Source organism: Clostridium sp. LIBA-8841 (assembly GCF_057782475.1).
In genome coordinates, this window is sequence record NZ_CM173488.1 from 2,223,126 (window position 1) to 2,246,207 (window position 23,082).

The 23,082-nt window shown below is 27.5% G+C and carries 17 protein-coding genes, 1 other RNA gene and 2 pseudogenes; 1 reads left to right on the forward strand and 19 read right to left on the reverse strand.

The genetic code is table 11. The annotated features are described in order from the left end of the window. Positions 1-22: 22 nt before the first annotated feature. The 7 genes and pseudogenes from AC2A4K_RS09615 to AC2A4K_RS09645 all read right to left on the reverse strand — a co-directional run bounded on the left by AC2A4K_RS09615 (position 23) and on the right by AC2A4K_RS09645 (position 7,886). Complete coding sequence (locus AC2A4K_RS09615; RefSeq protein WP_322502270.1) at positions 23-586, reverse strand: TRM11 family methyltransferase; 564 nt, start codon at positions 584-586, stop codon at positions 23-25. Between the two features lie 303 nt (positions 587-889). Further along, positions 890-1,245, reverse strand: a pseudogene (gene tnpA / locus AC2A4K_RS09620) (IS200/IS605 family transposase); the annotation flags it as partial. Between the two features lie 143 nt (positions 1,246-1,388). Continuing rightward, on the reverse strand, positions 1,389-3,284 hold the full coding sequence (locus AC2A4K_RS09625; RefSeq protein WP_322502271.1) for a DUF262 domain-containing protein: 1,896 nt from the start codon (positions 3,282-3,284) through the stop codon (positions 1,389-1,391). A gap of 523 nt (positions 3,285-3,807) precedes the next feature. Continuing rightward, a complete protein-coding gene (locus AC2A4K_RS09630; RefSeq protein WP_322502272.1) occupies positions 3,808-5,484 on the reverse strand; it encodes a hypothetical protein in 1,677 nt (558 codons plus the stop codon). A 604-nt stretch (positions 5,485-6,088) separates the two neighbouring features. Beyond that, a pseudogene (gene tnpA, locus AC2A4K_RS09635) lies at positions 6,089-6,555 on the reverse strand (IS200/IS605 family transposase). Between the two features lie 72 nt (positions 6,556-6,627). After that, positions 6,628-6,988: a transfer-messenger RNA gene (ssrA, locus tag AC2A4K_RS09640) on the reverse strand. Positions 6,989-7,307: 319 nt separating this feature from the next. Further along, the gene (locus AC2A4K_RS09645; protein WP_322502273.1) at positions 7,308-7,886 is read right to left on the reverse strand and encodes a xanthine phosphoribosyltransferase; all 579 of its coding nucleotides are present in this window, start codon (positions 7,884-7,886) and stop codon (positions 7,308-7,310) included. Positions 7,887-8,058: 172 nt separating this feature from the next. Between AC2A4K_RS09645 and AC2A4K_RS09650 the strand changes: the two genes are divergently transcribed. After that, positions 8,059-9,039 carry a tetratricopeptide repeat protein gene (locus tag AC2A4K_RS09650; protein WP_322502274.1) on the forward strand — a complete coding sequence of 327 codons (981 nt, stop codon included), beginning with the start codon at positions 8,059-8,061 and terminating at the stop codon, positions 9,037-9,039. Between the two features lie 84 nt (positions 9,040-9,123). On the opposite strand, the gene AC2A4K_RS09655 is transcribed toward AC2A4K_RS09650, so the two are convergent. From AC2A4K_RS09655 to AC2A4K_RS09710, 12 genes are all read right to left on the reverse strand, one after another. Next, positions 9,124-9,717 (reverse strand): hypothetical protein, encoded by a 594-nt coding sequence (locus AC2A4K_RS09655; protein WP_322502275.1) that lies wholly within the window; start codon positions 9,715-9,717, stop codon positions 9,124-9,126. 240 nt (positions 9,718-9,957) lie between these two features. Further along, entirely contained in the window at positions 9,958-10,428 is a 471-nt protein-coding gene (gene smpB, locus AC2A4K_RS09660) for an SsrA-binding protein SmpB (protein ID WP_322502276.1), read from the reverse strand. 680 nt (positions 10,429-11,108) lie between these two features. After that, the gene (gene rnr / locus AC2A4K_RS09665) at positions 11,109-13,367 is read right to left on the reverse strand and encodes a ribonuclease R (protein WP_322502277.1); all 2,259 of its coding nucleotides are present in this window, start codon (positions 13,365-13,367) and stop codon (positions 11,109-11,111) included. A 247-nt stretch (positions 13,368-13,614) separates the two neighbouring features. After that, positions 13,615-13,845: a preprotein translocase subunit SecG gene (gene secG / locus AC2A4K_RS09670; RefSeq protein WP_322502278.1), complete on the reverse strand. Its 231-nt coding sequence runs from the start codon at positions 13,843-13,845 to the stop codon at positions 13,615-13,617. Positions 13,846-13,983: 138 nt separating this feature from the next. Next, entirely contained in the window at positions 13,984-14,541 is a 558-nt protein-coding gene (locus AC2A4K_RS09675; RefSeq protein ID WP_322502279.1) for a tryptophan transporter, read from the reverse strand. Between the two features lie 1,000 nt (positions 14,542-15,541). After that, positions 15,542-15,847, reverse strand: coding sequence for a hypothetical protein (locus tag AC2A4K_RS09680; RefSeq protein ID WP_322502280.1), 306 nt, complete (start codon positions 15,845-15,847; stop codon positions 15,542-15,544). Between the two features lie 231 nt (positions 15,848-16,078). Further along, positions 16,079-17,374 carry a phosphopyruvate hydratase gene (eno, locus tag AC2A4K_RS09685; RefSeq protein ID WP_322502281.1) on the reverse strand — a complete coding sequence of 432 codons (1,296 nt, stop codon included), beginning with the start codon at positions 17,372-17,374 and terminating at the stop codon, positions 16,079-16,081. 311 nt (positions 17,375-17,685) lie between these two features. Beyond that, the gene (locus AC2A4K_RS09690; RefSeq protein ID WP_322502282.1) at positions 17,686-17,826 is read right to left on the reverse strand and encodes a hypothetical protein; all 141 of its coding nucleotides are present in this window, start codon (positions 17,824-17,826) and stop codon (positions 17,686-17,688) included. 241 nt (positions 17,827-18,067) lie between these two features. Then, positions 18,068-19,525 carry a glutamate/gamma-aminobutyrate antiporter gene (gene gadC / locus AC2A4K_RS09695; RefSeq protein WP_322502283.1) on the reverse strand — a complete coding sequence of 486 codons (1,458 nt, stop codon included), beginning with the start codon at positions 19,523-19,525 and terminating at the stop codon, positions 18,068-18,070. A gap of 375 nt (positions 19,526-19,900) precedes the next feature. Continuing rightward, positions 19,901-21,055, reverse strand: coding sequence for a DHHW family protein (locus AC2A4K_RS09700; RefSeq protein WP_322502284.1), 1,155 nt, complete (start codon positions 21,053-21,055; stop codon positions 19,901-19,903). 17 nt (positions 21,056-21,072) lie between these two features. Beyond that, entirely contained in the window at positions 21,073-22,479 is a 1,407-nt protein-coding gene (locus AC2A4K_RS09705) for an MBOAT family O-acyltransferase (RefSeq protein WP_322502285.1), read from the reverse strand. A 14-nt stretch (positions 22,480-22,493) separates the two neighbouring features. Beyond that, entirely contained in the window at positions 22,494-22,970 is a 477-nt protein-coding gene (locus AC2A4K_RS09710; RefSeq protein ID WP_322502286.1) for a DUF4358 domain-containing protein, read from the reverse strand. Positions 22,971-23,082 lie beyond the last annotated feature (112 nt).

Genomic DNA, 23,082 nt, shown 5'->3' on the forward strand with positions numbered 1-23,082 from the left:
ATATACAATATTAGTATCCTTTTTACTTACATTCTTTATCATAAATCCAGTTTATTACAGGTTGTCCTACGTATCCTTTTTCCCATACAAACCAAGCATATGCAGTTGTTCCGCTATTCTTAGGTTTTTCTTCATTTTCTGGATACATAGTAACTCTTGAAGAAAAAACATATATTGACTTTAACGGTAACGATGATAATAACTCTCGCCTTCCTTCACCTTCTAAGAATGTTAATCTCAATAATAAAGCCATCTTTTTTACATATATCGTTGATAAATGCTCTACTATTTTATTTAGTATATTTCTATTATACGGAGGATTAGTAATTATATTATCACTTACCTTATTTATTAGTAATACATCTATTCCTTTTTCTCCATAAATATTATCTTCAGCTGCAATATCTGATGACTTAACTTTATAACCATATTCCTCTAAAACCTTGCTTATAGCACCTTTTCCACAACATGGTTCTAAAATCATACCATCAAATCCTTCTCTCTTTAATAAAGCTTCTATTGCCCATTTTGGAGTTTCATAAAAATCTCCTTGTTTTTTTCTTTTTGTACTAGAATCTCCTACCATAATATCCTCATAAATTAAATGTTATATAATTTAATCAATATGACACAATTAATTATTATATGAATTAAATTTATATAAAATACTATAGATATTTACATAACTCCTTTATTAAAATCCACTAATCCAAGCACTTTCAATTTTCAATTATATAGCTTTGTTCTTTCAATCTTAGTTATCAGTAAAATATTATCTTTAATAAAAATCCACCATCTTAGTTGGTGGTATTTACTTAGCCCTATAAGGGCATAGCTACCTCCATTGCGTCTTAAGATGCTTAAATTGGACTACCAACCGCATACTTCTTTACTTACTACTCTTAAAAGTATCAATATATTCCTTTATACTAATTTGATTAGCTATCATATCTTCTTGTTCTTGATTATATATATTCTTCAATTGCCTTCTTATTTTTTCCGACAGTATAAACGTAAAATCCCCTGCACCAGAAATGCATATTTATATTTTAAATTTGCAAGTTTCTCAAAAATCATAAGACTACTATTACCTTTTAAAAATCCAACAAAGCTTGAAACACTCATTTTAGGTGGTATTTCAACAAGCATTTATATGTGGTCTATGTAAACGTGCGCTTTTACTATTTTAACGCCTCTCCATCCACAAAGCTATCTTAATATCTTACCTATTTCTTGTTTTTTCTTACACCACTAAAGCTCATATGAACACACTCGCATAACGAGTGATTTTCATTAACCAAAAAAAATCCACGATATTCGTATCGTGGATTTATAATTAAGGCAAATCATGACATTTGAAATCTATCGTTAGACTTATTTAATTATTTCTATTCTATGCTTTTGCAACAATTATGAACTTTATGGTCGTGTATATTGCCATCAATAAATCCCCCGCAAATTGAACATCTTGGTACTGTTGCTATAAATAATTCGTAATTTTTTTCAAGAGTCTTTTCTTTTGCTGTTTTAGCTTTTTTCTTTTCAAAATCTAAATAATAATATTTTTCTTTTAATTCTAATAAATCTTTACTTTCGCATGATTGTAAAACAACTTTATAATAATTTCCTACTTCTTCATATGCATTTTTAGCTTGTCTTTTTTTACGAGCTATTATTTGAATATTTCTTTCATTATTAACTAAAAATTCTTCAAATTCCATTCTATTTTTTATGAATAAACGTTTTAAATTTTCATTTTTACTTAATTCTAACATAAAGTATATTAATCCATAAAATGAATTAGTTTTGAATTTCTTAGTAGCACCATAAAAATAGATTTTTTGACTAATATTTAATTCATCTTGTATTAACATTAAAATATCTAAAACTTTTTCTTGCAATTGCTCAATATTAAAACTGTTTCTATCATCAATAATTTTAACAGCATTATAAATTTTAGAAATTACAAAGTCCTCATTTAATGAACCCGCTAACGGATAATTATTTAATTGATGTGATAGATATGGTGTAAAAAATCTTTCAAATATTAATTTAGTCTTTGATGATTGATTTTTTGATACTTGTCCTAATCCATGAGCTAAAATAGCACGACTTAATTTTGATGTAGGCAATTGATCGTTTTCAATTAATTCTTTTTCATCTTGTGATATAACTACTCCTTGTTCATTTATTCTTATAAATGATTCTTTTGCTTTTTCATAGTCTCCAGTTACCCACTGTACTGCAATAGATCTTTTAGCAATAATTTGTTTTGACTTTTTATATTTTATATCTTTTGACTTTTTTATTTCATCATAACTACCAATTTGAAAATTAATATATTCTTCTATAGCCTCATGATGACTATCATTCAATTCGTTTTCTTTTCCATAATCTGAATTTACCCAAGCTATTAAAGAGCTTAATCTGTGAGCTCCATCTATAATATAAATATCACCATCTGAATTTTCCCATAAAATAACTGCTGGGATTAAACCATCTTCTAAAAAAGTACCAATTAATTTTTCAACCCTAGCTACCGTCCATTGATTTGTATCTCTTTGAAAAAATGGTTTTCTAAGTGATTGATAAAAAAATTGTTCTTTTTCCAAATCCGTTAAATTTATACTACTCCTTCTATCGGTTTGAGCAACCCCTACAAAATTATCGTTGTTATCTATATCACCTCTAGGTATTAAATGCTCTAGATTACATTTTACACTTTTATTAAACACTTTTCTTTTCACCTCATAATATATAATATGTCTAAATTCTTCCTCAGTAATATTCTTTTCCAAATATAGAATTTGTGCATCTTGTATTATTATTATATCTTTAATATAGAATGTAGTAAATTTATGTAATAAATCTATAAATAAATTTAAAGCTGTACGCTTATTTCCATCATCAAATGCATGAATATTATGATGCGAAATAAATAGACTCACAATAAACTCTAATTCAGAATTAAAATATACCTTTTTAGCAAATGATGCTTCATAACTATTAGCTTCTACATATATTCCAGGATTAAAATCAGCATGTCTCATGTTTAATAGTTTAGCATAATTTATATACATATTAACTTCATCTTGTGTAATATACAGTTCACTACTTCTACACTTGACTGGTTTTAAATTGTATCCTAAAATTTCTTTTATTTTTTTATAATTCTTTATATTATATATTCCACCATCATATTCTTTTAAATTCTTATAAGCTTGTTTTTCAGATGGTGTAATAACTCTATTAAATACAGTTCCTTTTAAATGACTTTCATCCAATTATACATTCTCCTCTATTTTTAGAATATTTTACATATATTTTATCATTATATTACATATATGTATATATTTCATTTAAAATACACTTATATAAAAATTCCCACTATTCCTTTCAAATAAATCTTACCTCGTAATGCTACTTGCAATCTCAATTAATACTTCTCTATTTTTAAGAAAAGAAAAAACCACATTGAATGTTACTTCAATGTGGTCTTTAAACACTAATATTTCTTTTAAAAATCTATTATTAACTTCTTACACTCTGGTATATTTCTACTTATTACATATTCACTAAAATCTGATAATAAATTTCTTACATCAGCTCTGTAATAACCTTATTAGCTTCTCTTGATTATATTTAATTTTAAATATTACACTGCTCCATAACAATAAAAAAACACAACTATCTGTAAGTAGCTATTTAAGCTACTTACAAGTAGTCGTGTTTTTTGGTGTAGGCGAATCACGACCTTTAAAATCCACCATGTTATACATATAAATGTAATAAGCTACATATATAATACTAGTTGTGAATACCCAATACATTTAAAATAGGAATACCTAGTGTAACTACATCAGCTGCAATAGCTAATGCTTTTAGTCCACCATCACTTAACTTACTTCTTAATTCATTCCAATTGATTATACTTTTTTGAGTTCTTGATTCATCATTTGTTTCTTTTGCCTCTATTATCTCCGATATTGAGCCAACTATCTTAAATTTTTCCGAATCGTTTATTAGTATCTCTTTATTATTTAATATACATTCTTTAAAGTCCTTCAATTTCTTTAAATCTTCATTACTCAAATTTTGTTTATTATCAAAATTACCATAATTAATTGTATTATCGTGTAGATGATTATTTCCTCCTGTAATCACTGTTCCATTAATTGTTCCATTAAACGTATTATTCACTATATTACCCTCCTGTTTATTATTTTTATACTTAAGTAATATATTGACTCTGGCTTCAGATGCAATATAAATTCCCTTATTTACTATATCATTAAAAGATTTGTTTTCTCTTATTTTTTGTACTACACCTGTTATTACATTTATTATATCATTATTATCAAGTTCCTTTAATGATATAATTTTATGATTTTTTATACTTTTTCTCCAAATCACTAAACAGGGCATTTTTTCAAAATCTATCTTATTTAACTCTTCTATCTTATTAATAACCGCATATCCAGTTACATTTTTTTTCAAATCATCTTTACTATAATAAATATCTAAATAATTTTGTGTCATATCATCTAGTAGCTTCCAATTTCCATCCATAAAGTTCATAAATCCATCTTCATTACTAAACAATAATAATGCATGCACTTTTACTTCATTATATCTTTTATATGTAAGCATATGAATGTTTTTAAATAATGTTAATTTTAGTTGAAGCTTAGTTATCCAGTTACTTTCATAATTTAAAGCTTTTTTTATACTTTTTCCAAGTATCTTATTTCCTTTGGAAAAATCATTAATTAGCATATCTAAATCTTCTTTTTGTATTTCTTCTTGTGCATAATCTTCTATAAAATTAATTAAATTTTTAAAATTCAATTCATCATTAGGCCTATTAACAATAGATCCATATATGTTATTATCCTTGTTAGATAAATAATCATTAGTTGAATTTACAAGCCTATCTATTTTTTCATCTAAGCATTCATATTTATTACTTATTAATGAACTTGTTTCATACTCATACTTTAAATTACTTGCACTTCTATAGTAGTCTTCAAATGTTCCTAATAATTCCATTCTATGCTTTGTTATATATTCTTTTATATATAACTCTATTTCATTATCATGTCTCCTAGTATTCCGAGAATATTTTAGTTTATTTAAAAATTTATATTTGCTTTGATTAATATTTATGAATTGAATATACATAGATAGCCGTTTACTTAGTCTTACGTCATGATATATAACATTATCTCTTAAAACTGCTCTTAAACATAGTTTACATCTAAGAATATGTATAATATTTTCAATTACATCTCCTTGTTCATTCTTCAGATGTGATTGAAAAACAGATAACATAAGCTTAATCATATCATCTAAATTATTTAAGTTATCTAACTGATATATATATTCTTTTGCCAAATTTTCTATATTGTCGCTTTTTCTTTCATAATTCATATCATTAATCCATTCTAAAAAAGCTATTATTTCATATTCTGGAACTCTAATCATTATTTCTCTCCTACTCTTCACTAAGTAATATCTTTCTTTATGTTACCATTATTGTCTTTCTTATTTTTACTTGTAAAAATTACATTATATAGCACCAATAGCTACTGTGCCTACCACATCAAAAAACATTTATTTTATGTGTTCATCTACTACTCTGATTCCCTTTTTGAAGGTAAGCTAATATTTAATAATTCAAACCATATAATTATATTCTACACAAATTTGAATTTTCCTACAAAAACACTTAAAATTTTTCTCATATTAAAGCTAATATAAATTTTTCTTTTACAAGTATGCTAAACATAACTCTAACGTATTTCACAAGTTATTCACTAGGACTTAACCTATCTATTCATATATTATTATACTTTTTAAATGAAGCATTTACTAAGAAACATTTATATAAAAACTATTACCATATCTTTCATATAATCGATTCCTTTTAATTTTACTTACAACTTCTATCTCCCCACTATTTTTGAACAAAGAATAAAAATCCACCAGATTAGCTGGTGGTATTTCCTCAGCTCTATTATATAAGTGCACACTACCTGCGTTGCGCCTTAAGACGCTTAAATCTGTCTGTCAGCCGCCGTATACTTCTTTACTTTCTACTACCCTTAAAAGGGTCCATATATTCTTTTAAACTAATTTGATCAGCTAACATATCTTCTTGTTCTTGATTTCTTATATATTCTTCAATTGCCTTCTTATTTTTCCCGACAGTATCAATGTAAAATCCCCTGCACCAGAAATGCCTATTTCCATATTTAAATTTGCAAATTTCTCAAAAATCATAAGACTACTCTTACCTTTTAGAAATCCAACGAAACTTGAAACACTCTTTTTAGGTGGTATTTCAACAAGCATGTGTATGTGGTCTACGCAAGCGTGCGTTTCGACTATCTTAACTCCTTTCCATTCACAAAGCTGTCTTAATATCTTATCTATCTCTTATTTTTTCTCTCCATATATTTCTTTCCTTCTGTATTTTTGTGCAAAAACTATATGATATTTACAATTCCATTTTGTATGTGCTAAACTGTTTTTTCTTACATCGCTAAAGCTCATCTGAACACACTCGCATAGCGAGTGGTTTTCATTAAACAAAAAAATCCACGATATTTCTATCGTGGATTTATATGGTGGAGGCGACGGGTGTCGAACCCGTGTCCGAAAGCAGACCAGTAAGACTTTCTACGAGTGTAGTCTTGTGTTTTAAAATTCCCTCAGAAGACGTCCACAGACAAACTTCCTCTTTGGTAAGCTTCATAAATTCCGTTCCTAGCTCAAAGCTTTGCTAAGCTCGGTTCCCCACTTTAAAATGACACCCTTGATCTCAACCGTGGGCAATTGAGGAAGGATGAGCAGCGCTAAATTAAGCTGCTAATGCAAAATTATCTTCTGCGTTTATCTTTAATGCATACTTGATTAACGAGGGACCATGCTTTCCTCGACCCGCTTATCAAACCCATCTTACCCCCGTCGAAGCCAAAACGCCCCCATGTATGAGATAATAATATGGTCTAAACGCTAATTCCATATTCAATTTTTAAATTCAAAAGTTTTTAATCAAACTTATGTTCTCATTATATATCAATTAATTAATTTAGTCAAGGGACATATATGTTTGTGTTTGTAAGAGATGAATTCCTTGACTAATTAATTAACTTTTAACATTCTAAAATAGACAATTTATATAATACATAATTCTATTCAAAATATCAATGGTTATTTTTACCTAAATCAAAACTTTTTATCTTTTGTGCTAATTAAGTTTAAAATACTACTTATTATTGCTCTCTAACTTTTTAAATTATTATTTATTTAAAGTAAACTTCTCCGTTTTCTATCTTATCTAAAGTAACTAAAGACTCAACTCTTATTCCTTTATCTTCTAAGTGAGTTCTTCCACTTTGGAATCCTTTTTCTATAACTATTCCTACTCCAACAACTTCAGCACCTGCTTGTTTAACAATATCTATTAATCCAAAAACAGCACATGCATTTGCTAAGAAATCATCAACTATAAGAATTTTTTCTCCTGGTTTTATGAATTTCTTATCAACAACAACATTGTATATTGTTTTTTTAGTAAATGAATAAACCTCTGAGTTAAATACGTCATCTCTTTTGTTTCTTGGTAATCTTTCTATTTTCTTACCAAAAACAACTGGTACATTATCAAAGTACTGAGCTGTTATTATTCCAAGACCTATTCCTGTTGATTCTATTGTAAGTATTTTATCTACTTGATCGTTTTTAAATCTATCTTTAAATTCTTTTCCTACTTCGTTGAAAAATTCTACATCCATTTGGTGATTTAAAAAAGAATCAACCATTAAGATATTATCTTCTGTAACTCTGCCTTCTTTTTTTATCTTATCTTTTAATAGTTCCATTTGGTTACATCCTTTCTTACTATTAATTTATAGTATTAATTTCCTATATTATATCATAATAGAAAAACTTATTGCTATCTAATTTTATTATACAGTATTCTTATTATTCATGTAATCCTTTTGAAATATTTCTTATATAATAATAGTAGAAAAATATTTTGGAGAGATGAATATGAAACCACTTCACTCACTCATAATAATACTCATATGTATTTTATCCATAATAATAATTTTATATTTAATAGAATCTGATAATTTTTTACCAGAAAAACAGATCAGAAAATATGTCTCTCTAGGAAAGTTTGAACGGGCTCTTTATCTTTTAAATAAATATGCAGAAAAATTAGACCCTTTATTTTTCTATAATAATAAAATTCTAGTACTCTCAAAACAAAAAAAATTTAATGCAGCCTATGAACTTTCCATAGAGGCAATGAAAAACATTAAAGAACCAAACTATCAACTTTACAATAATATTGCATTTGTATATTATAATTTAAGACTTTATAACAGAGCTATAGATTTTTCTGAAAGAGCTCTTAATTTAAATCCTATAGACCTCTACGCTTTAAACAATAAAGGTTTCTCTCATATTGAAACAGGTGAACTTTCTAAAGCTGAAGAAGCCTTTGATAAAGCTTTAGAATTTAATCCTTATTTCAAAAATGCTTTATCTGGAAAAGCACATTGTGCTTATGAAAAAGGAGACTACCTTCTTGCTTCTAAATATCTTGAAGATTTTATATCAATAGATAAAAGTGAAGCTTCAGCCTATAAAAAATTAGGAGAATGTTACTTCTTCTTAAATGATTTGAAAAATAGTTCTAAAATGTATGAAAAATCCTTAGAATTAAACTCAGAAAGTGATACTTGCTATTGTGAATATGCTAATGTACTAATCTACTTAGGCTTATATGACAAGGCTTTAGAAAACCTAAATAAAGCCCTATCACTATCCCCTTTTAACTTCATAGCATTTTACTATAAAGCTAGAGCCTATGCCTTAAAGAAAGATTTTGACAATGCATTTTACTATTTAGAAAGAGCCTTGCATTACTGTGTTTGCCTAAAAGAAATAGCTTTAGAAGATGATATGCTAAACAACTTAAAGTTCTACTCTAAATTTAGAGAACTTCTTAATTTAGATGAATAATATTTATTTTAATAAACTCTATTATAAAAGATAAGGTTGTCCAATCTTACAACCTTATCTTAATTATTTCATAAAAAATAAATTTTAAAATTCCTTTAAACTTAACTTAAGAAAAATATTAACCTCATTATTTTTTAATATTTCATTTAGTATATTTGAATCAGTATTCATACCAAGTACACTATTCTGGATATATTCTCCGGAATTTGCATGATAAATATACACACTTTTCCCTTCTTCTAAAGTTATATCATTAGTGAAATATGCCTGAACATACTCCCAAAGATTTTCCTCTATATCATGACTAGCAGTACTATATGTTCCTTCGTCTCCTAAAACACATCTTATTTTATTACCATCTTTAAAATTTATTCCTAAAGTCTTTTCTTTTGATTCTTCATGTCCCTCTTCACTAATACTCCCCATGATAATTTCCTCTTTTATTTTCTTACCCTCTCTATATACTTCATAAATCAAATTAATCTCATAGCTTTTATCTTTTGGAATATTCTCTATTTTATACGTTAAAATTTTGTTATCTGTTAAGTTTAATAAATACTCTTCTTTTTGAGAAAGTTTTTCGTAAACCAATTTAGTCTCATTTTTTTCTATTGATTCACAACCTACTAAAAATAATAAAGGTATTAAACTAAACACTATTCCCCTTAATTTTTTCATCCCCTAATTCCCTTTCACATAATCTTGATTTAATATTTTTATATATTATATATTTTCTCAAAATATTATTCCATCTAAAACCAGTTAAAAACTTGTAAAAATATTAAAAGCTAAACAAAAAAAATTTATAAATAGAGCAAAAAGAACCATGGAACAATTGATATAAACTCTTAATACATTTCCGTAATTCTCAACATCTATTTATAAATTTCTTAATTTAGTCTTTAATCTACTTACAACCTAATATCTATTTCTTTCCTTAAGCTGTCTATCCATTTCTCTCTTATGAGCTTTTTCAAGCATTGTATCTCTCTTATCGTAGTTCTTCTTACCTCTACAAACACCTAAGTTAACCTTAACTCTTCCATTCTTTAAGTATAAAGAAAGTGGTATTAACGCAATACCCTGTTGTTGAACTATTCCAATCAATCTTTGTATTTCGCTTTTATGAAGAAGTAACTTTCTCTTTCTTAATGGATCAACATTAAATATGTTTCCTTGTTCATAAGGACTTATATGCATATTGTTAATATAGATTTCTCCATTATATATATCTGCATAACAATCCTTTAAATTAACTCTTCCATTTCTAATAGATTTAACCTCTGTTCCAACTAAAGCTATACCTGCTTCCATAGCTTCATCAACAAAGTAATCATGTCTAGCTTTTCTGTTCTCTGCTAATGTTTTATTGTCTTTTCTCTTTGCCATACTTCTCACCTACTATGGTTATATTGAAAGCATATCCATTCTAAAAGAACGATACACCTTTTATTTCTTCTTTTTTTACTATTTTAACATATTTACTATTTAAATGTAAATTCATAAAACTCTACTTGTTAGCACTCTCTATACTTGCCCCTGTAAAAATCTTCAACTCACTTTATCCATTACCTAAATAGCTTTTCAATATACTAATTTCCCCAAATCAATAATTCTAATGTATATTAAGCTAATATATAAAACCTATAAATAAATAGAAAAAATATTGGTATGAATTTTTAGAATTTAAGCTATTGTTAAAAAGAATTCCCATAAAAAAAATTGAATTGTTTTTTGAAATAATTAAACCCTACTACACTAAGCACCAAAGCTCTTAATATAATAGGTAGATATTATTAAAACTTATAGATAAGATGCAGCTAATATCTGTATGAGTTTTAGAATTTAAGCACTCATGGAAAGAGGTTTACGTTAAGAAGATTGAATTGTTTTAATCAAGCACCTTTTCGTTCAACTCAAAGGTGTAAGTTCAAGCTTCCAAATTTAAAATTTGGGCTTTCACTTAAGTTTTCAATCTTTAGTAAACCTCTCGTAATGATTGCTATAAATTCTTAATGAGATACAGTAATTATCAAAATCCATCTATAAGTTTTTATATCTACCTATTATTACAGTTCTTCCTCAGCAGATGCTTCTCTTGGTTCTATTATTTCAACCTTTCCTTCTGCCTCAAGCTCTTTTTTTACTTCTTCAAGTAAATCTTCTCTTTCTTCTGTTTCTTCTTCTTTTTCTTCAATAGTATACTTATCTTCAACTATTTCGAAGTAAACTTCTCTAGTATCCATTTCTACTTTTGAACAAATAACCTTAACCTTTTCTCCAAGCTTATAAACCTTCTTAGTTCTTTCTCCTATTAATTGAAGATTTTCTTCATCATAGATGTAATAATCGTCTTTAAAGCTTGTTACATGTACAAGACCCTCTATTGTATTTGGAAGTTCAATAAATGCTCCAAAACCAGTAACTGAAGAAATAATACCATCAAAGATTTCTCCAATTCTATCTTTCATGTACTCTGCCTTCTTAAGATCATTTGTCTCTCTTTCAGCTTCTTGAGCTATTCTTTCCATTTCTGATGATTGTTTAGATGCAGAATCAACGATACTTGTTAATCTCTTCTCTCTCTTAGAATCTATCTTTCCATTTATATATTCTTTTATTATTCTATGAATTTGTAAGTCTGGATATCTTCTAATAGGTGAAGTAAAATGGCAATAATACTCAGCAGCTAATCCAAAGTGACCTGCACATTCTGGTGAGTACTTAGCTTGCATCATACTTCTTAAAAGCAATGTATTTATTACCATTTCTTCATTCTTGCCTTTAACCTCTTCAACGATCTTTTGTAACTCTCTAGGTTCAACCTCTTCTCCAAAGTTAAATGAATATCCTAAGCTATATGCAAAGTTCTTAAATCTTTGAAGTTTTTCATTATCTGGTTCCTCATGTATTCTATAAACAAAAGGTATTTCAGCCTTATTCATATATTCTGCTATAGTTTCATTACATACTAGCATGAATTCTTCTATAATTCTGTTTGCTATAGCTCTTTCATATGGTTTAATTTCTATTGGCTTTCCTTTTTCATCTAATATGATTTTACATTCTGTAAACTCAAAGTCAATAGCTCCTCTTCCCATTCTTCTCTTATTTAAGATTTTGCAAAGCTCTTCCATAGCTTTAAAGTCATCTACTAAATCTTTATATCTTTCAATTAACTCTTGATCATTATCTCTTAATATCTTAGTTACATTAGTATAAGTCATTCTCTCATCAGTCTTAATTACACTTTCATGTATTGAATGATTAACTACATTTCCCTTATGATCTATTTCCATAAAGCAAGTTAATGCAAGTCTATTAACCTGTGGATTTAATGAACATATTCCATTTGATAACTTCTTAGGAAGCATAGGAATAACTCTATCAACTAAGTAAACAGAAGTAGCTCTTTGGAATGCTTCTTTATCTAAAGGATTATTTTCCTTAACATAGTGAGTTACGTCCGCAATATGAACTCCTAATTTGTAGTTTCCATTTGGAAGTCTTTCTATAGATACAGCATCATCTAAGTCCTTAGCATCTTCTCCATCTATAGTAACCATTCTTACATCTCTTAAATCTGTTCTTCTCTTAATTTCTGATTCTGGGATTTCCTCTGAGATTTCTTCAGCAAAGGCTAAAACCTTTGGAGGGAATTCTTCTGGAAGGGCATATTTCTTAATTACAGTTATTATATCTAAGCCTAAATCTCCTCTGTTTCCTAGTATTTCTACTACTACTCCTTCTGGATTTTTTCTTTTACCACCATCTGGCCACTTAGTTATTTCAACAACAACAACGTTTCCTTTTTTAGCTCCATTTCCATCCTTCTTAGATATGAATATGTCATTTTGTATTCTTTGATCTTGTGGAAGCACAAATCCAAAGCTCTTATTATCTTCATATATTCCTATAATCTTTGTGTTAACTCTCTCAGTTATTCTAACTATTTCACCTTCACGTCTTTTGCCTTCAGCACTTTCTTTTACAACCTTACCTAATACTCTATCTCCGTTCATAGCACCCTTTAAAGCATTTTTAGGTATAAATACATCTTTCATGCCTTCTTCATCTGGAATAAGGAAACCAAAACCCTTTTGGTGTATTTGAATTTTACCAGCTATTAAGCCAACCTTATCTACTAATCCGAATCTATCTTCCTCATCTCTAGCTATTAGCCCTTCAGCTTCCATATCTTTAAAAACTTTCTTAAACTGTTTATATTCAGCTTTATTTATATTAAATATCTTTGATAATTCTAGCATTGTCATTGGTCTATATGCCTCTTCTTTCATAAGACCTAAAATTATATCTTTTATTTTCATGCTTTTTTCCTCCGTTCTATATATAGATTTTAATGCAACATTTTAATTGATTTATAGGTTATACCAAAGCTCTTTTTTCTTAACTTCCTAATACATAAATAATCTAAAGCACCTAAGACTTTTGCCAAGATATATTAATTTATTCTCTTATTAATATGATATGTCTAAATCGTCTCTTTGATTAAGGAAATTCAATCCAATATAATTCAAAAGCCACCCTAAAGTATATGGGTGGCCAAATAAACAACTATTTAACTAAATTTATAGCTAATGTATTTATAGCAAATAAGACAGATGATATAACAGTAACTTTTATAAGTCTAGCTTCTCTAGTTCTACCCTTGTTTCTTGAAAAGAAACTATCTTGACTTCCTTGAATTAATCCACTTAATGCATCTGCTTTACTTGGTTGCATCATTATTGAAACCAAAATTACTATAGCTAAAATAGTTTCGACCACTATTAAAATTGTATTCATAAGAAAACCTCCTAAGCTTTGTATAGTTGCATAATTCCATGAAATTATCATATCACACCAATGAAAATTTTACAATATTTATATTATTTTGTACACATAATTATAACAACCTACATATTATATAGTTTAACTACTTTCTTATCTCCTTATACTATAAGATGCCCTTCTTAAAGCGCTTTCAATTACTCTATATAATACTAATCCTAAAACTGTATTTAGTGCAATTGAAGGTACCACAACAGTTAAAAATAATATAGAAAAATTAGCTGGTAATCCTACAATTATTTGAGCAGATCCTAAGAATAAAAGTCCACTTATTAATGTTCCTAAAGGTAAAATAATTGTCATTAATATCTTATTTCTTTTTTCTAAAGATAATCTTCCTAATATATTAGATTTTTTTATTAATTCTATAAACATAAATATTATGAAAGCTGTAAAAAATTTATCTATTATATTTGGTAATTGTCCTCCTGGAAACTTAGTTGTCATAGCAGTAAATACTCCCATTAAAGTTCCTGAAATCATTGTAATCTTAAAGTTGTCATTTAATATAATTATTATAAATAACATGGTAAGTGCAAAATCTGGTTGCATAGGCAAGCCTAAAGCAGGTGTTATTTGATGTAATATTACTCCTATTGCTAGTAATAAGGCATTTATTGTTATAATTCTTGTATTATTTCTTATATTCATTTTAAATCCTCCTAATAATATCTCTTAGATAAAGTTTTTTCTAAAAATTATCTTTTAAAATAATATTGCTTTTTATATAGGTTTAAAGTACTACTCTGAAATTAAATTTACTTTAACCACGAACTTATAAACTAGTTCTTCTCCACAAGGGAGCTTCTAACTTTAAAACTTTTTTCTTATTTTCATATTCACTTTTAAAACTTCATTTCATCTTTAAACTCCCTCCTTTAATTTTTTGTAAAATAAAAAAACTCCGTCCTAAAAATAGGACGAAGTTGAATCCGCGATACCACCTAATTTATATTAGTTATTGTATTTTAATTATGATTAAAAATACCTAGCTAGGGTTTAAACTTAAAATACTTACTAATATCTCTCATTTTCAAGTACTAACATACTCTATCTGCTATAAGGTGCAGCCCACCATTCCACTACTTTCTTAAATAGATTTCATTTCATTCCTCCAAGGTCCATTCACTAAACTCTTTCTTGCCAAATTTCCACCATCATTGACTCTCTTTATTGAAGCTAAGTTTACCTACTTACTCCTTTTCAAAGGATTATTGAATATTATCTTTTTTTTTATATTACTTGATTAATGTACTATTTTCAATAATTAAAATTATTTTATCGTTTTTTCTTTATAATTTATATTATTATATTATATCTCCTTAATAAATGTTCATACCTTTTTTTACATATTTTAAGTAAAGCTTATTTTTAACCTACTTTTTATTTCTATCCTATTTTAAGGGCAATTTTTAAAATTAACTATTTCATTTTCATCTTAAAATCAACACTCAACTAAAACATAACCTAAAATTAATATTTATAAAAATACTTATAAAAAACAAAAAGATTTTGTATGAAAACAGAATCATTAAACTTATAAATAACCATTCATTTATAAATCTATTAACCTATTCTCATACAAAATCCTTTTATTAACTTATTTTTTCAAAGTAACACAGATTACCTCTTAGTTCTATAATTTTTAAAGTTATTTACGTCTTTTAAGTACAACCTGTTGAACTGGCACTAGACCCCAATTTAAATTTCTATCAAATAATAAATACTTTTTTCCATCTATTAATAATGTTCTAGAATCAAGAATTTCACATCTTTTACCTTCCGCTCTTAAATGCTCTACTGTAGCATTTCTTAAATCATTTATATTATAGTATCTATAATCCAACTCAAAGACCTTACTATTTTTCTTATAAATTGTTGGAATACCATAATAAGCAGTTACTCTTAATACTACAATTAATAAAAATCCTAATACACCTCCGAATGATCCATCCATAAAGTTCACTTCTTTTATACTACCTATTTACATTATGTTAACATATTTTTCACTTTAATTCAATAATTTGGAATATTTTAAACAAATTTTCTTTTATTGCTTTATTATCATTTACGAGTATATTATTTAAGATATAAATGTATTTTATGAATATAAAAATAAAAGAACCTCTAAGAAAACTTAGAAGTTCTTTGTTTATATAATATCTTATTTATCTTTGCAACATTAAGATTATTTTGAAAGATTGAAGAATGCATTGATTCCTCTGTATTCAGCCACGTCACCTAATTCTTCATTTATTCTGATTAATTGGTTGTATTTAGCTACTCTTTCACTTCTTGCTGGAGCACCAGTTTTTATTTGACCTGCATTAACTGCAACAACTAAGTCTGCTATAGTTGTATCTTCAGTTTCTCCTGATCTATGAGAAACAACAGCTGTGTATCCTGCTCTATTAGCCATTTCTATAGCATTTAAAGTTTCTGTTAATGTTCCTATTTGGTTAAGTTTGATTAAGATTGAGTTAGCAATTCCTTTTTCTATTCCAGTTTTTAATCTTTCTGTGTTTGTAACGAATAGGTCATCACCAACTAATTGAACTCTCTTACCAAGTCTTTCAGTCATAAGTTTCCAACCTTCCCAATCTTCTTCTGCCATACCATCTTCAATTGAGATTATTGGATATTTGTTAACCCAGTCTTCAAAGAAATCAACCATTTCAGAAGCTGATAAAGTTTTTCCTTCATTCTCTAATACATATTTTCCATCTTTATAGTATTCAGATGAAGCTGCATCTATTGCTATGAAGAAGTCTTTTCCTGCTGTGTATCCAGCTTTTTCGATAGCTTCTAAAATAACTTCTATTGCTTCTGCATTTGATTTTAAGTCTGGAGCAAATCCACCTTCATCACCAACACCAGTTGAATATCCTTTTGAATTTAAAGTTTTCTTTAATGCATGATAAACTTCTGAACAAGCTCTTACAGCTTTTTCAAAGCAATCAAATCCTACTGGCATTACCATGAATTCTTGGATGTCTACTGAGTTATCAGCATGACTTCCTCCGTTTATTATATTCATCATTGGAACTGGTAAAACCTTAGCATTTACTCCTCCAATGTATTGATATAAAGGCATTCCTAAATAATTAGCTGCTGCTCTAGCAACTGCTAAAGAAACTCCTAAGATTGCATTAGCTCCTAATTTACCTTTGTTTTTAGTTCCGTCTAATTCTATAAGAGTTTTGTCTATGTGTACTTGATCTAATACATTTAATCCTATAATTTCTTCAGCAATTGTATCATTAACATTTTCTACTGCCTTTTCTACACCTTTTCCTAGGTATTTATCCTTATCGCCATCTCTTAATTCAACAGCTTCATATATACCTGTTGAAGCCCCTGAAGGAACTGCAGCTCTTCCAACTGTTCCATCCTCTAAGTAAACTTCAACCTCTACTGTTGGAAAGCTTCTTGAATCTAAAATTTGTCTTGCTACCACATCAATTATTTCAATATATTGTTTCATCTTTAAATTCCTCCTTAAAAAAATTGAAATTAATCCTCAATTATTTTTATTTTGTGCTTTTCTAATAAATTTTATGCCTTAATTCTAATCTATTTTTTTTAGAAAAAATATGATTCAAATCACATTTATTGAAAATGATTATCAACAGTTCTTTTTTTAGGAAAATATCTCATAAAACCCTATAAAAATTATAATTAATCCATATATTATGTCTAGATATTTACTAAAAATTTTAGCCAGTTTATTTTTCTATTACTTAAAATAAAACAAAATTAAAAGAGGACTATTTAGCCCTCTTAATATACCTTATTCTAAAGTCCTTTTGTATTAGCTATTCCAGCCTGCTTTGCTGTATTACTTGTACTATTAAATCCTGTTTTAGACTTTGAAGATTCAGCATTATGTTGCTTCATACTTTGTTGCATTCCATTTAAGGTTTTTTGCTTGCTCATAATATTCACTCCTTATCATTAGTTATTAATTAAATTCTTTTTTATTATTTGCTTTATTTAAATATTTATAAATGGAAATTTCATATTTTTATAACTTTCATTTTAAATTATGGTCTTATTTAGTATTAAAACAAGCTTATGACTCTATCTAAAAATAGAAATTCTAAAAATTAGTATAAAATAAAAAAGACTCTCCTAAACAAGATGATTTTCTCAACTCTTTAGGACAGCCTTCTTTAAATTAATGTTTATGAACTGCTACTGCATGATGAATATTTCCTTCATGAGAATGCATATATTTTTGACATAATTCATAAATTACAAATGGTAATACTAAGGATATTGCATAACTTATAATAAGCATCCACATATATTCATGTGATTTCATCATGTTTCCTGCAATTGCTGTAGGCGGAACAAAGGATATAAAGAATGCAAATATTGAAGTTGCAAGTCCAACTATTGATACTATAAGTTTAACTGGTTTTCCACCAGGCATTTGGTAAGCACCATTTAAGCCTTTACCTAAAATAGCTTTTATATATCCTACGAAAAATAAAACATATCCACTTAAGTAAATTACAACGGTTAATGACATTGCTGCTAAGAATGAAAGGTTGCTTCCGCCACCTCCAAAAGTTAATACAGCAGCCCATATGCTAACGATTATACCTTGTGCTATAACTAAATAAACTGGTACATCATGTTTATTTGTTTTAGCCCATGATTCTGGAATAGCACCTTCTTCAGCTGCTATAATCATACCTCTTGTTGGTCCAACAACCCATGAACTTACCTCTGCTATTACACCAAAAGCAAGTAATAAGGCTATTATCTTAACTAAGATTGTATTATTTGCTGTGAAATGTCCTAAAAGCACTGCAAAGGTTTGAACTACCCCGGCACTTAAATTTATTTGACCTTGAGGTATAACGGCTGCTATTGCAAGTCCTCCTAATGTACTAACAACTATGGCTACTATAACTAGTAAAAGCATTGCTAATGGGTATTGTTTCTTTGGATTAGCCATTTCATTTGCATGGGTAGCTGATGCTTCTACACCCATATAAGATAAGATAAATGATACAAATACAACCAAAGTATTTACATTTGTAAAGTCTGGAACAAAAGTATCTTTACTTGATATGTATATAGGATTACCTTGAATTATATATACAAGGGCCAAGATAATTAAAATAGCTGCTGGTAAAAGTATTCCTACTACGAAACCTATTTTAGCTATTTTAGCAGTATATTTTGTTCCTCCAAATTGAGATAATGCTAAAATCCAAAAAATTACTAATACACCTATAAATTTTATCATTGGATTACTATTTAGTGCTGGCCAATTAAATACATATGATAAAGCTCCAAGTATGAAATAAATCATTGTTACGAATCCAACTGTTATTTCAAAGAATTCAAAGAATAAGTTTGCAAAACCATATTTCTTACCTAAATTCTTTCCAGTCCAGGTGAAAACACCACCTTTTTGCCATCCATCTACAGTTGCCATTTCAGCTGCACATAAAGCAACTGGAATAAACCATAAAAAGCCTCCTAAAAGTAGATAAAATACTAAGTGCAATTTGGATGTTGCAAATGTAGGATATTCATATACAGCCATAACCATAGATGCTGTCATTGCAAAGAATCCAAAAAGTGTTAATGATTTTTTTGTTGTTCCTTCCTGTTTCATTTAAATTCAACTCCTTTTAAATTATTTGATTAGCCCAAATAAATTAAAAAGTTTGTTGCTTCAAATAGAAGTAATGAACTTTTAAATTTTTGAGTTATAAATATAATTAACATTTTGTTAACACTTTGTTTATATATATTATAACTCTTAAGTTATATTTTGTTAAATATTTTTTGAAAATATTTCAAATTATTATTATATTCTTTTAATATTTAAAAAACAAATAAAATAGAGTGATTATATACTAACTAATGTAAATATAATCACCCTATTTTTAACAATTTTAATTTCTAAATCACTAAAATTTCTCCTAATAATTTGATTTTCCTTTCAACACTGATTTTTAAACTCTCTCTTAATCTTAAATATGAAAAATTATTCATTATTTAAAACCGGTGCTAAATTATTATCAGAGAAAAATGTATTTGCATTATAGAGATATAATAAATCTGTTATTCCCTCTTCAGAAATAAGCTTATCAATATCTTCATAGTAATATCTTGGATCAACAATTACTATCTCATTGAAATAAGGAGTCAAAAATTGAACAAAACTATTAGCATAAGAATCTTTTATAAGAAGTAACTTTTTATTGTTATCAGTTAAAGTATTTATTTTTACTAAAGGATGATTTCCTTCTAAAAATACTTCATATTTATCTTTTTCATTTAGCTTTTCACTATTATAAATACTTCCACTTTTCTTCTTCTCTTCCTCATAGCTTACTACTACTTCATCATTTTCGTCCTTAGGAATATAAACATCTATAGAATCTGGCTCTATTCCTTTAAATCCGCTTTTTGAATATAATGTTCCATAAAATTCATCTGTAACTGTTTCTATATCATAGTAATTTTCCTTAGGAGTTAATCCCATTTCCTTAGCTGCATCTAAAAAAGCATAATAAGCGCCTAAAGTAGTCCAATGATGATCTGTTCTATAATAAATATATTCATCCTTATGACTTTCTAAAGTATTATAAATATCTATAAACTTTATATTACTATTTAAACTACTCTTCAATTCTTCTATGTAGGCTTTTTGATCTTCTACAGGCGCATTTTTAGGTAATTTATCCTTTAATACACTTACTGAATTAGGAGCTATTAAAGCATATTGATTTATTCCTTTATACTTTTCACTAAAGTTATTCATAGCCTTAATAGTTTCTTGTAAATTCTTTTCTTCTGGCTTTTTAAAGTCTTCTATTAAATAATCATCTTTCCCAAGAAAAACCCCATTTTCTTCTTTTTTTCCTAAAAACCTATCCACAGTAGATTTAATTCCAATCCATGAATTTCTAAGAGTAAATTGATCCTCTACGTATTTTTCATATTTCTCTGTATATCTACCTTCTACAAGTCTATCTATAGAAAATTTAGGTTTTTTAGCTAGCATTCTATTTTCTTCTTCCGAAAAATTTTTATCTTTACTAAACATATTCATGAAGAAAATACCAAAAATTGAAATTATGAAAACTAAAGCTAAAATTCTAGTATATATTTTTTTATGTTTATTCATATTACTCATTGCTCTTTTCTCCTTTGTTAAAATCTAAAATATAAAAATGGATTATATGTTGAGGTCACAATATAAGCTATTGATAAAACTAATATTATAACTTGAATTCCTCCAGCTATTAATATTCCTCTTACACCCATATCATATTTTAGTTTTCTAAAAAGTTTATACATTATAGGAGTTGAGCATAAAAGAGCTATGACTAAAATTATTAAGCTTGTGCTTAAATAATAAAAAGATGCTCCATTTACTAACGAGTTATTTCCTATTCCAAACATAACTTTTACGTAATTAATTCCAAATTTTAGACTGTCATTGGAAAAGAATACCCATCCAACCATAACTAGTATCATTGTATATAAATGATTTACAAACTTAGGTGTTTTATTTAATACCTTAAGCAGGAATACTTTTTCAATTAATAAAAGCACTCCGTAATAAATCCCCCACATTATGAAATTCCAACTTGCTCCATGCCATATTCCTGTTAAAAACCAAACTATAAATATGTTCCTTAATTGAATTTTTAATCCTCTTCTATTTCCTCCTAGAGGTATGTAAACATATTCCCTAAACCAAGTTCCTAAAGATATATGCCATCTTCTCCAAAACTCAGTTATATTCTTAGATATATATGGATAGTTGAAGTTCTCACAAAAATCGAAGCCAAACATTTTTCCAAGACCAATAGCCATATCTGAGTATCCACTAAAGTCAAAGTATATTTGAAGTGTGTAAGCTATAATGCCTATCCAAGATGTTAAAATAGATATTTTACCTAAATCACTTCCTTGAATGCTTGTCCATAATAGACCCACATTATTTGCAATAAGAACTTTCTTTCCTAATCCGAAAATAAATCTTTCTACGCCTTCTCCAAACTTCTCTAAACTTTCCTTTCTACTAGTAAGTTCCCTAGCTATATCTGAATACTTAACTATAGGTCCTGCTACAAGTTGAGGAAACATAGTAACATATAAGGAAAAAGATAATAAGCTCTTTTGAACTTTAACTTTTCCCCAATATACATCTATTATGTATGATAAGGTTTGAAAAGTATAAAATGATATTCCTATAGGTAATGGTATATCATTTATAGGTATATTGATATTAAAAAGGGCATTTATATTTGATATAAGGAAATCGTAATACTTAAAATATCCTAAAATTAATAAGTTTAAAGCTACAGTAACCAAAAGTATCATTCTGGCCTTATTCTTATTCTTCCTATTTTTATTTATTAAAAGCCCCGCAAAAAAATCTATAATAGTAGTAAACAACATTAAAAATATATACGTGGGTTCCCCCCAAGCATAAAAAACTAAACTTGCTAAAAGTAATATTGTATTTTTTAATTTTCTCGGAGAAATATAATATAAAATTAACGTTATTGGCAAGAAAGTAAAAATAAAAATTATACTGCTAAAAACCATGATGCCACCTCTTCCTAATTCACTACAGCCTTAAAGCTGTCTGCTATATCCGCTGCATTTTTTCCTACACAAAAGAAAACATAATTCCCTATTGTCTTTAGTTCATAGTCATTTAAAAGAGCACATTGTTCAGCACCATATCCATTAAAACTTTCTAACTGATTATTTACCCTATTTTCTATGGCACTTTCTACTGTATCAGTCTGAGACTTATTCTTTACTTTAACAATAAGCATTTCTTCTACATTCATACTTGAACTAGGAAGATATAATAAAAATTCTTGAAAATCATTTGAATTTAACTTATAAAATCTTTTTAATTCCTTTTCTCCTCCACTCTTCATATTGGATGTTACAACGTCCTTACTCTCTATTTCACTTAGTACCGTACTTAGTGGCATATCCTTAACTCCTCCACAGGCAACTAATGAAAATGTAAACATAATAACTCCAATTAAAGATAAGCTTCTCTTAAAAATCTTGCTATTCACAATTTACACTCCTTTTCTTTGTCTTTTTCTTTTGTTAATTTATCAAAAACATATTTTCATTCTTCTTTTGAATATACTTTAATAACTAGTTAAATAACTTTTATAAACTCTT

Excerpts from the sequence above, each read along its gene's own strand:
- AC2A4K_RS09615 (WP_322502270.1), bottom strand. The coding sequence starts at position 586 with ATGGTAGGAGATTCTAGTACAAAAAGAAAAAAACAAGGAGATTTTTAT.
- AC2A4K_RS09630 (WP_322502272.1), bottom strand. The coding sequence starts at position 5,484 with ATGATTAGAGTTCCAGAATATGAAATAATAGCTTTTTTAGAATGGATT.
- AC2A4K_RS09645 (WP_322502273.1), bottom strand. The coding sequence starts at position 7,886 with ATGGAACTATTAAAAGATAAGATAAAAAAAGAAGGCAGAGTTACAGAA.
- AC2A4K_RS09650 (WP_322502274.1), top strand. The coding sequence starts at position 8,059 with ATGAAACCACTTCACTCACTCATAATAATACTCATATGTATTTTATCC.
- AC2A4K_RS09655 (WP_322502275.1), bottom strand. The coding sequence starts at position 9,717 with ATGAAAAAATTAAGGGGAATAGTGTTTAGTTTAATACCTTTATTATTT.
- smpB (WP_322502276.1), bottom strand. The coding sequence starts at position 10,428 with ATGGCAAAGAGAAAAGACAATAAAACATTAGCAGAGAACAGAAAAGCT.
- rnr (WP_322502277.1), bottom strand. The coding sequence starts at position 13,367 with ATGAAAATAAAAGATATAATTTTAGGTCTTATGAAAGAAGAGGCATAT.
- secG (WP_322502278.1), bottom strand. The coding sequence starts at position 13,845 with ATGAATACAATTTTAATAGTGGTCGAAACTATTTTAGCTATAGTAATT.
- AC2A4K_RS09675 (WP_322502279.1), bottom strand. The coding sequence starts at position 14,541 with ATGAATATAAGAAATAATACAAGAATTATAACAATAAATGCCTTATTA.
- AC2A4K_RS09680 (WP_322502280.1), bottom strand. The coding sequence starts at position 15,847 with ATGGATGGATCATTCGGAGGTGTATTAGGATTTTTATTAATTGTAGTA.
- eno (WP_322502281.1), bottom strand. The coding sequence starts at position 17,374 with ATGAAACAATATATTGAAATAATTGATGTGGTAGCAAGACAAATTTTA.
- AC2A4K_RS09690 (WP_322502282.1), bottom strand. The coding sequence starts at position 17,826 with ATGAGCAAGCAAAAAACCTTAAATGGAATGCAACAAAGTATGAAGCAA.
- gadC (WP_322502283.1), bottom strand. The coding sequence starts at position 19,525 with ATGAAACAGGAAGGAACAACAAAAAAATCATTAACACTTTTTGGATTC.
- AC2A4K_RS09700 (WP_322502284.1), bottom strand. The coding sequence starts at position 21,055 with ATGAGTAATATGAATAAACATAAAAAAATATATACTAGAATTTTAGCT.
- AC2A4K_RS09705 (WP_322502285.1), bottom strand. The coding sequence starts at position 22,479 with ATGGTTTTTAGCAGTATAATTTTTATTTTTACTTTCTTGCCAATAACG.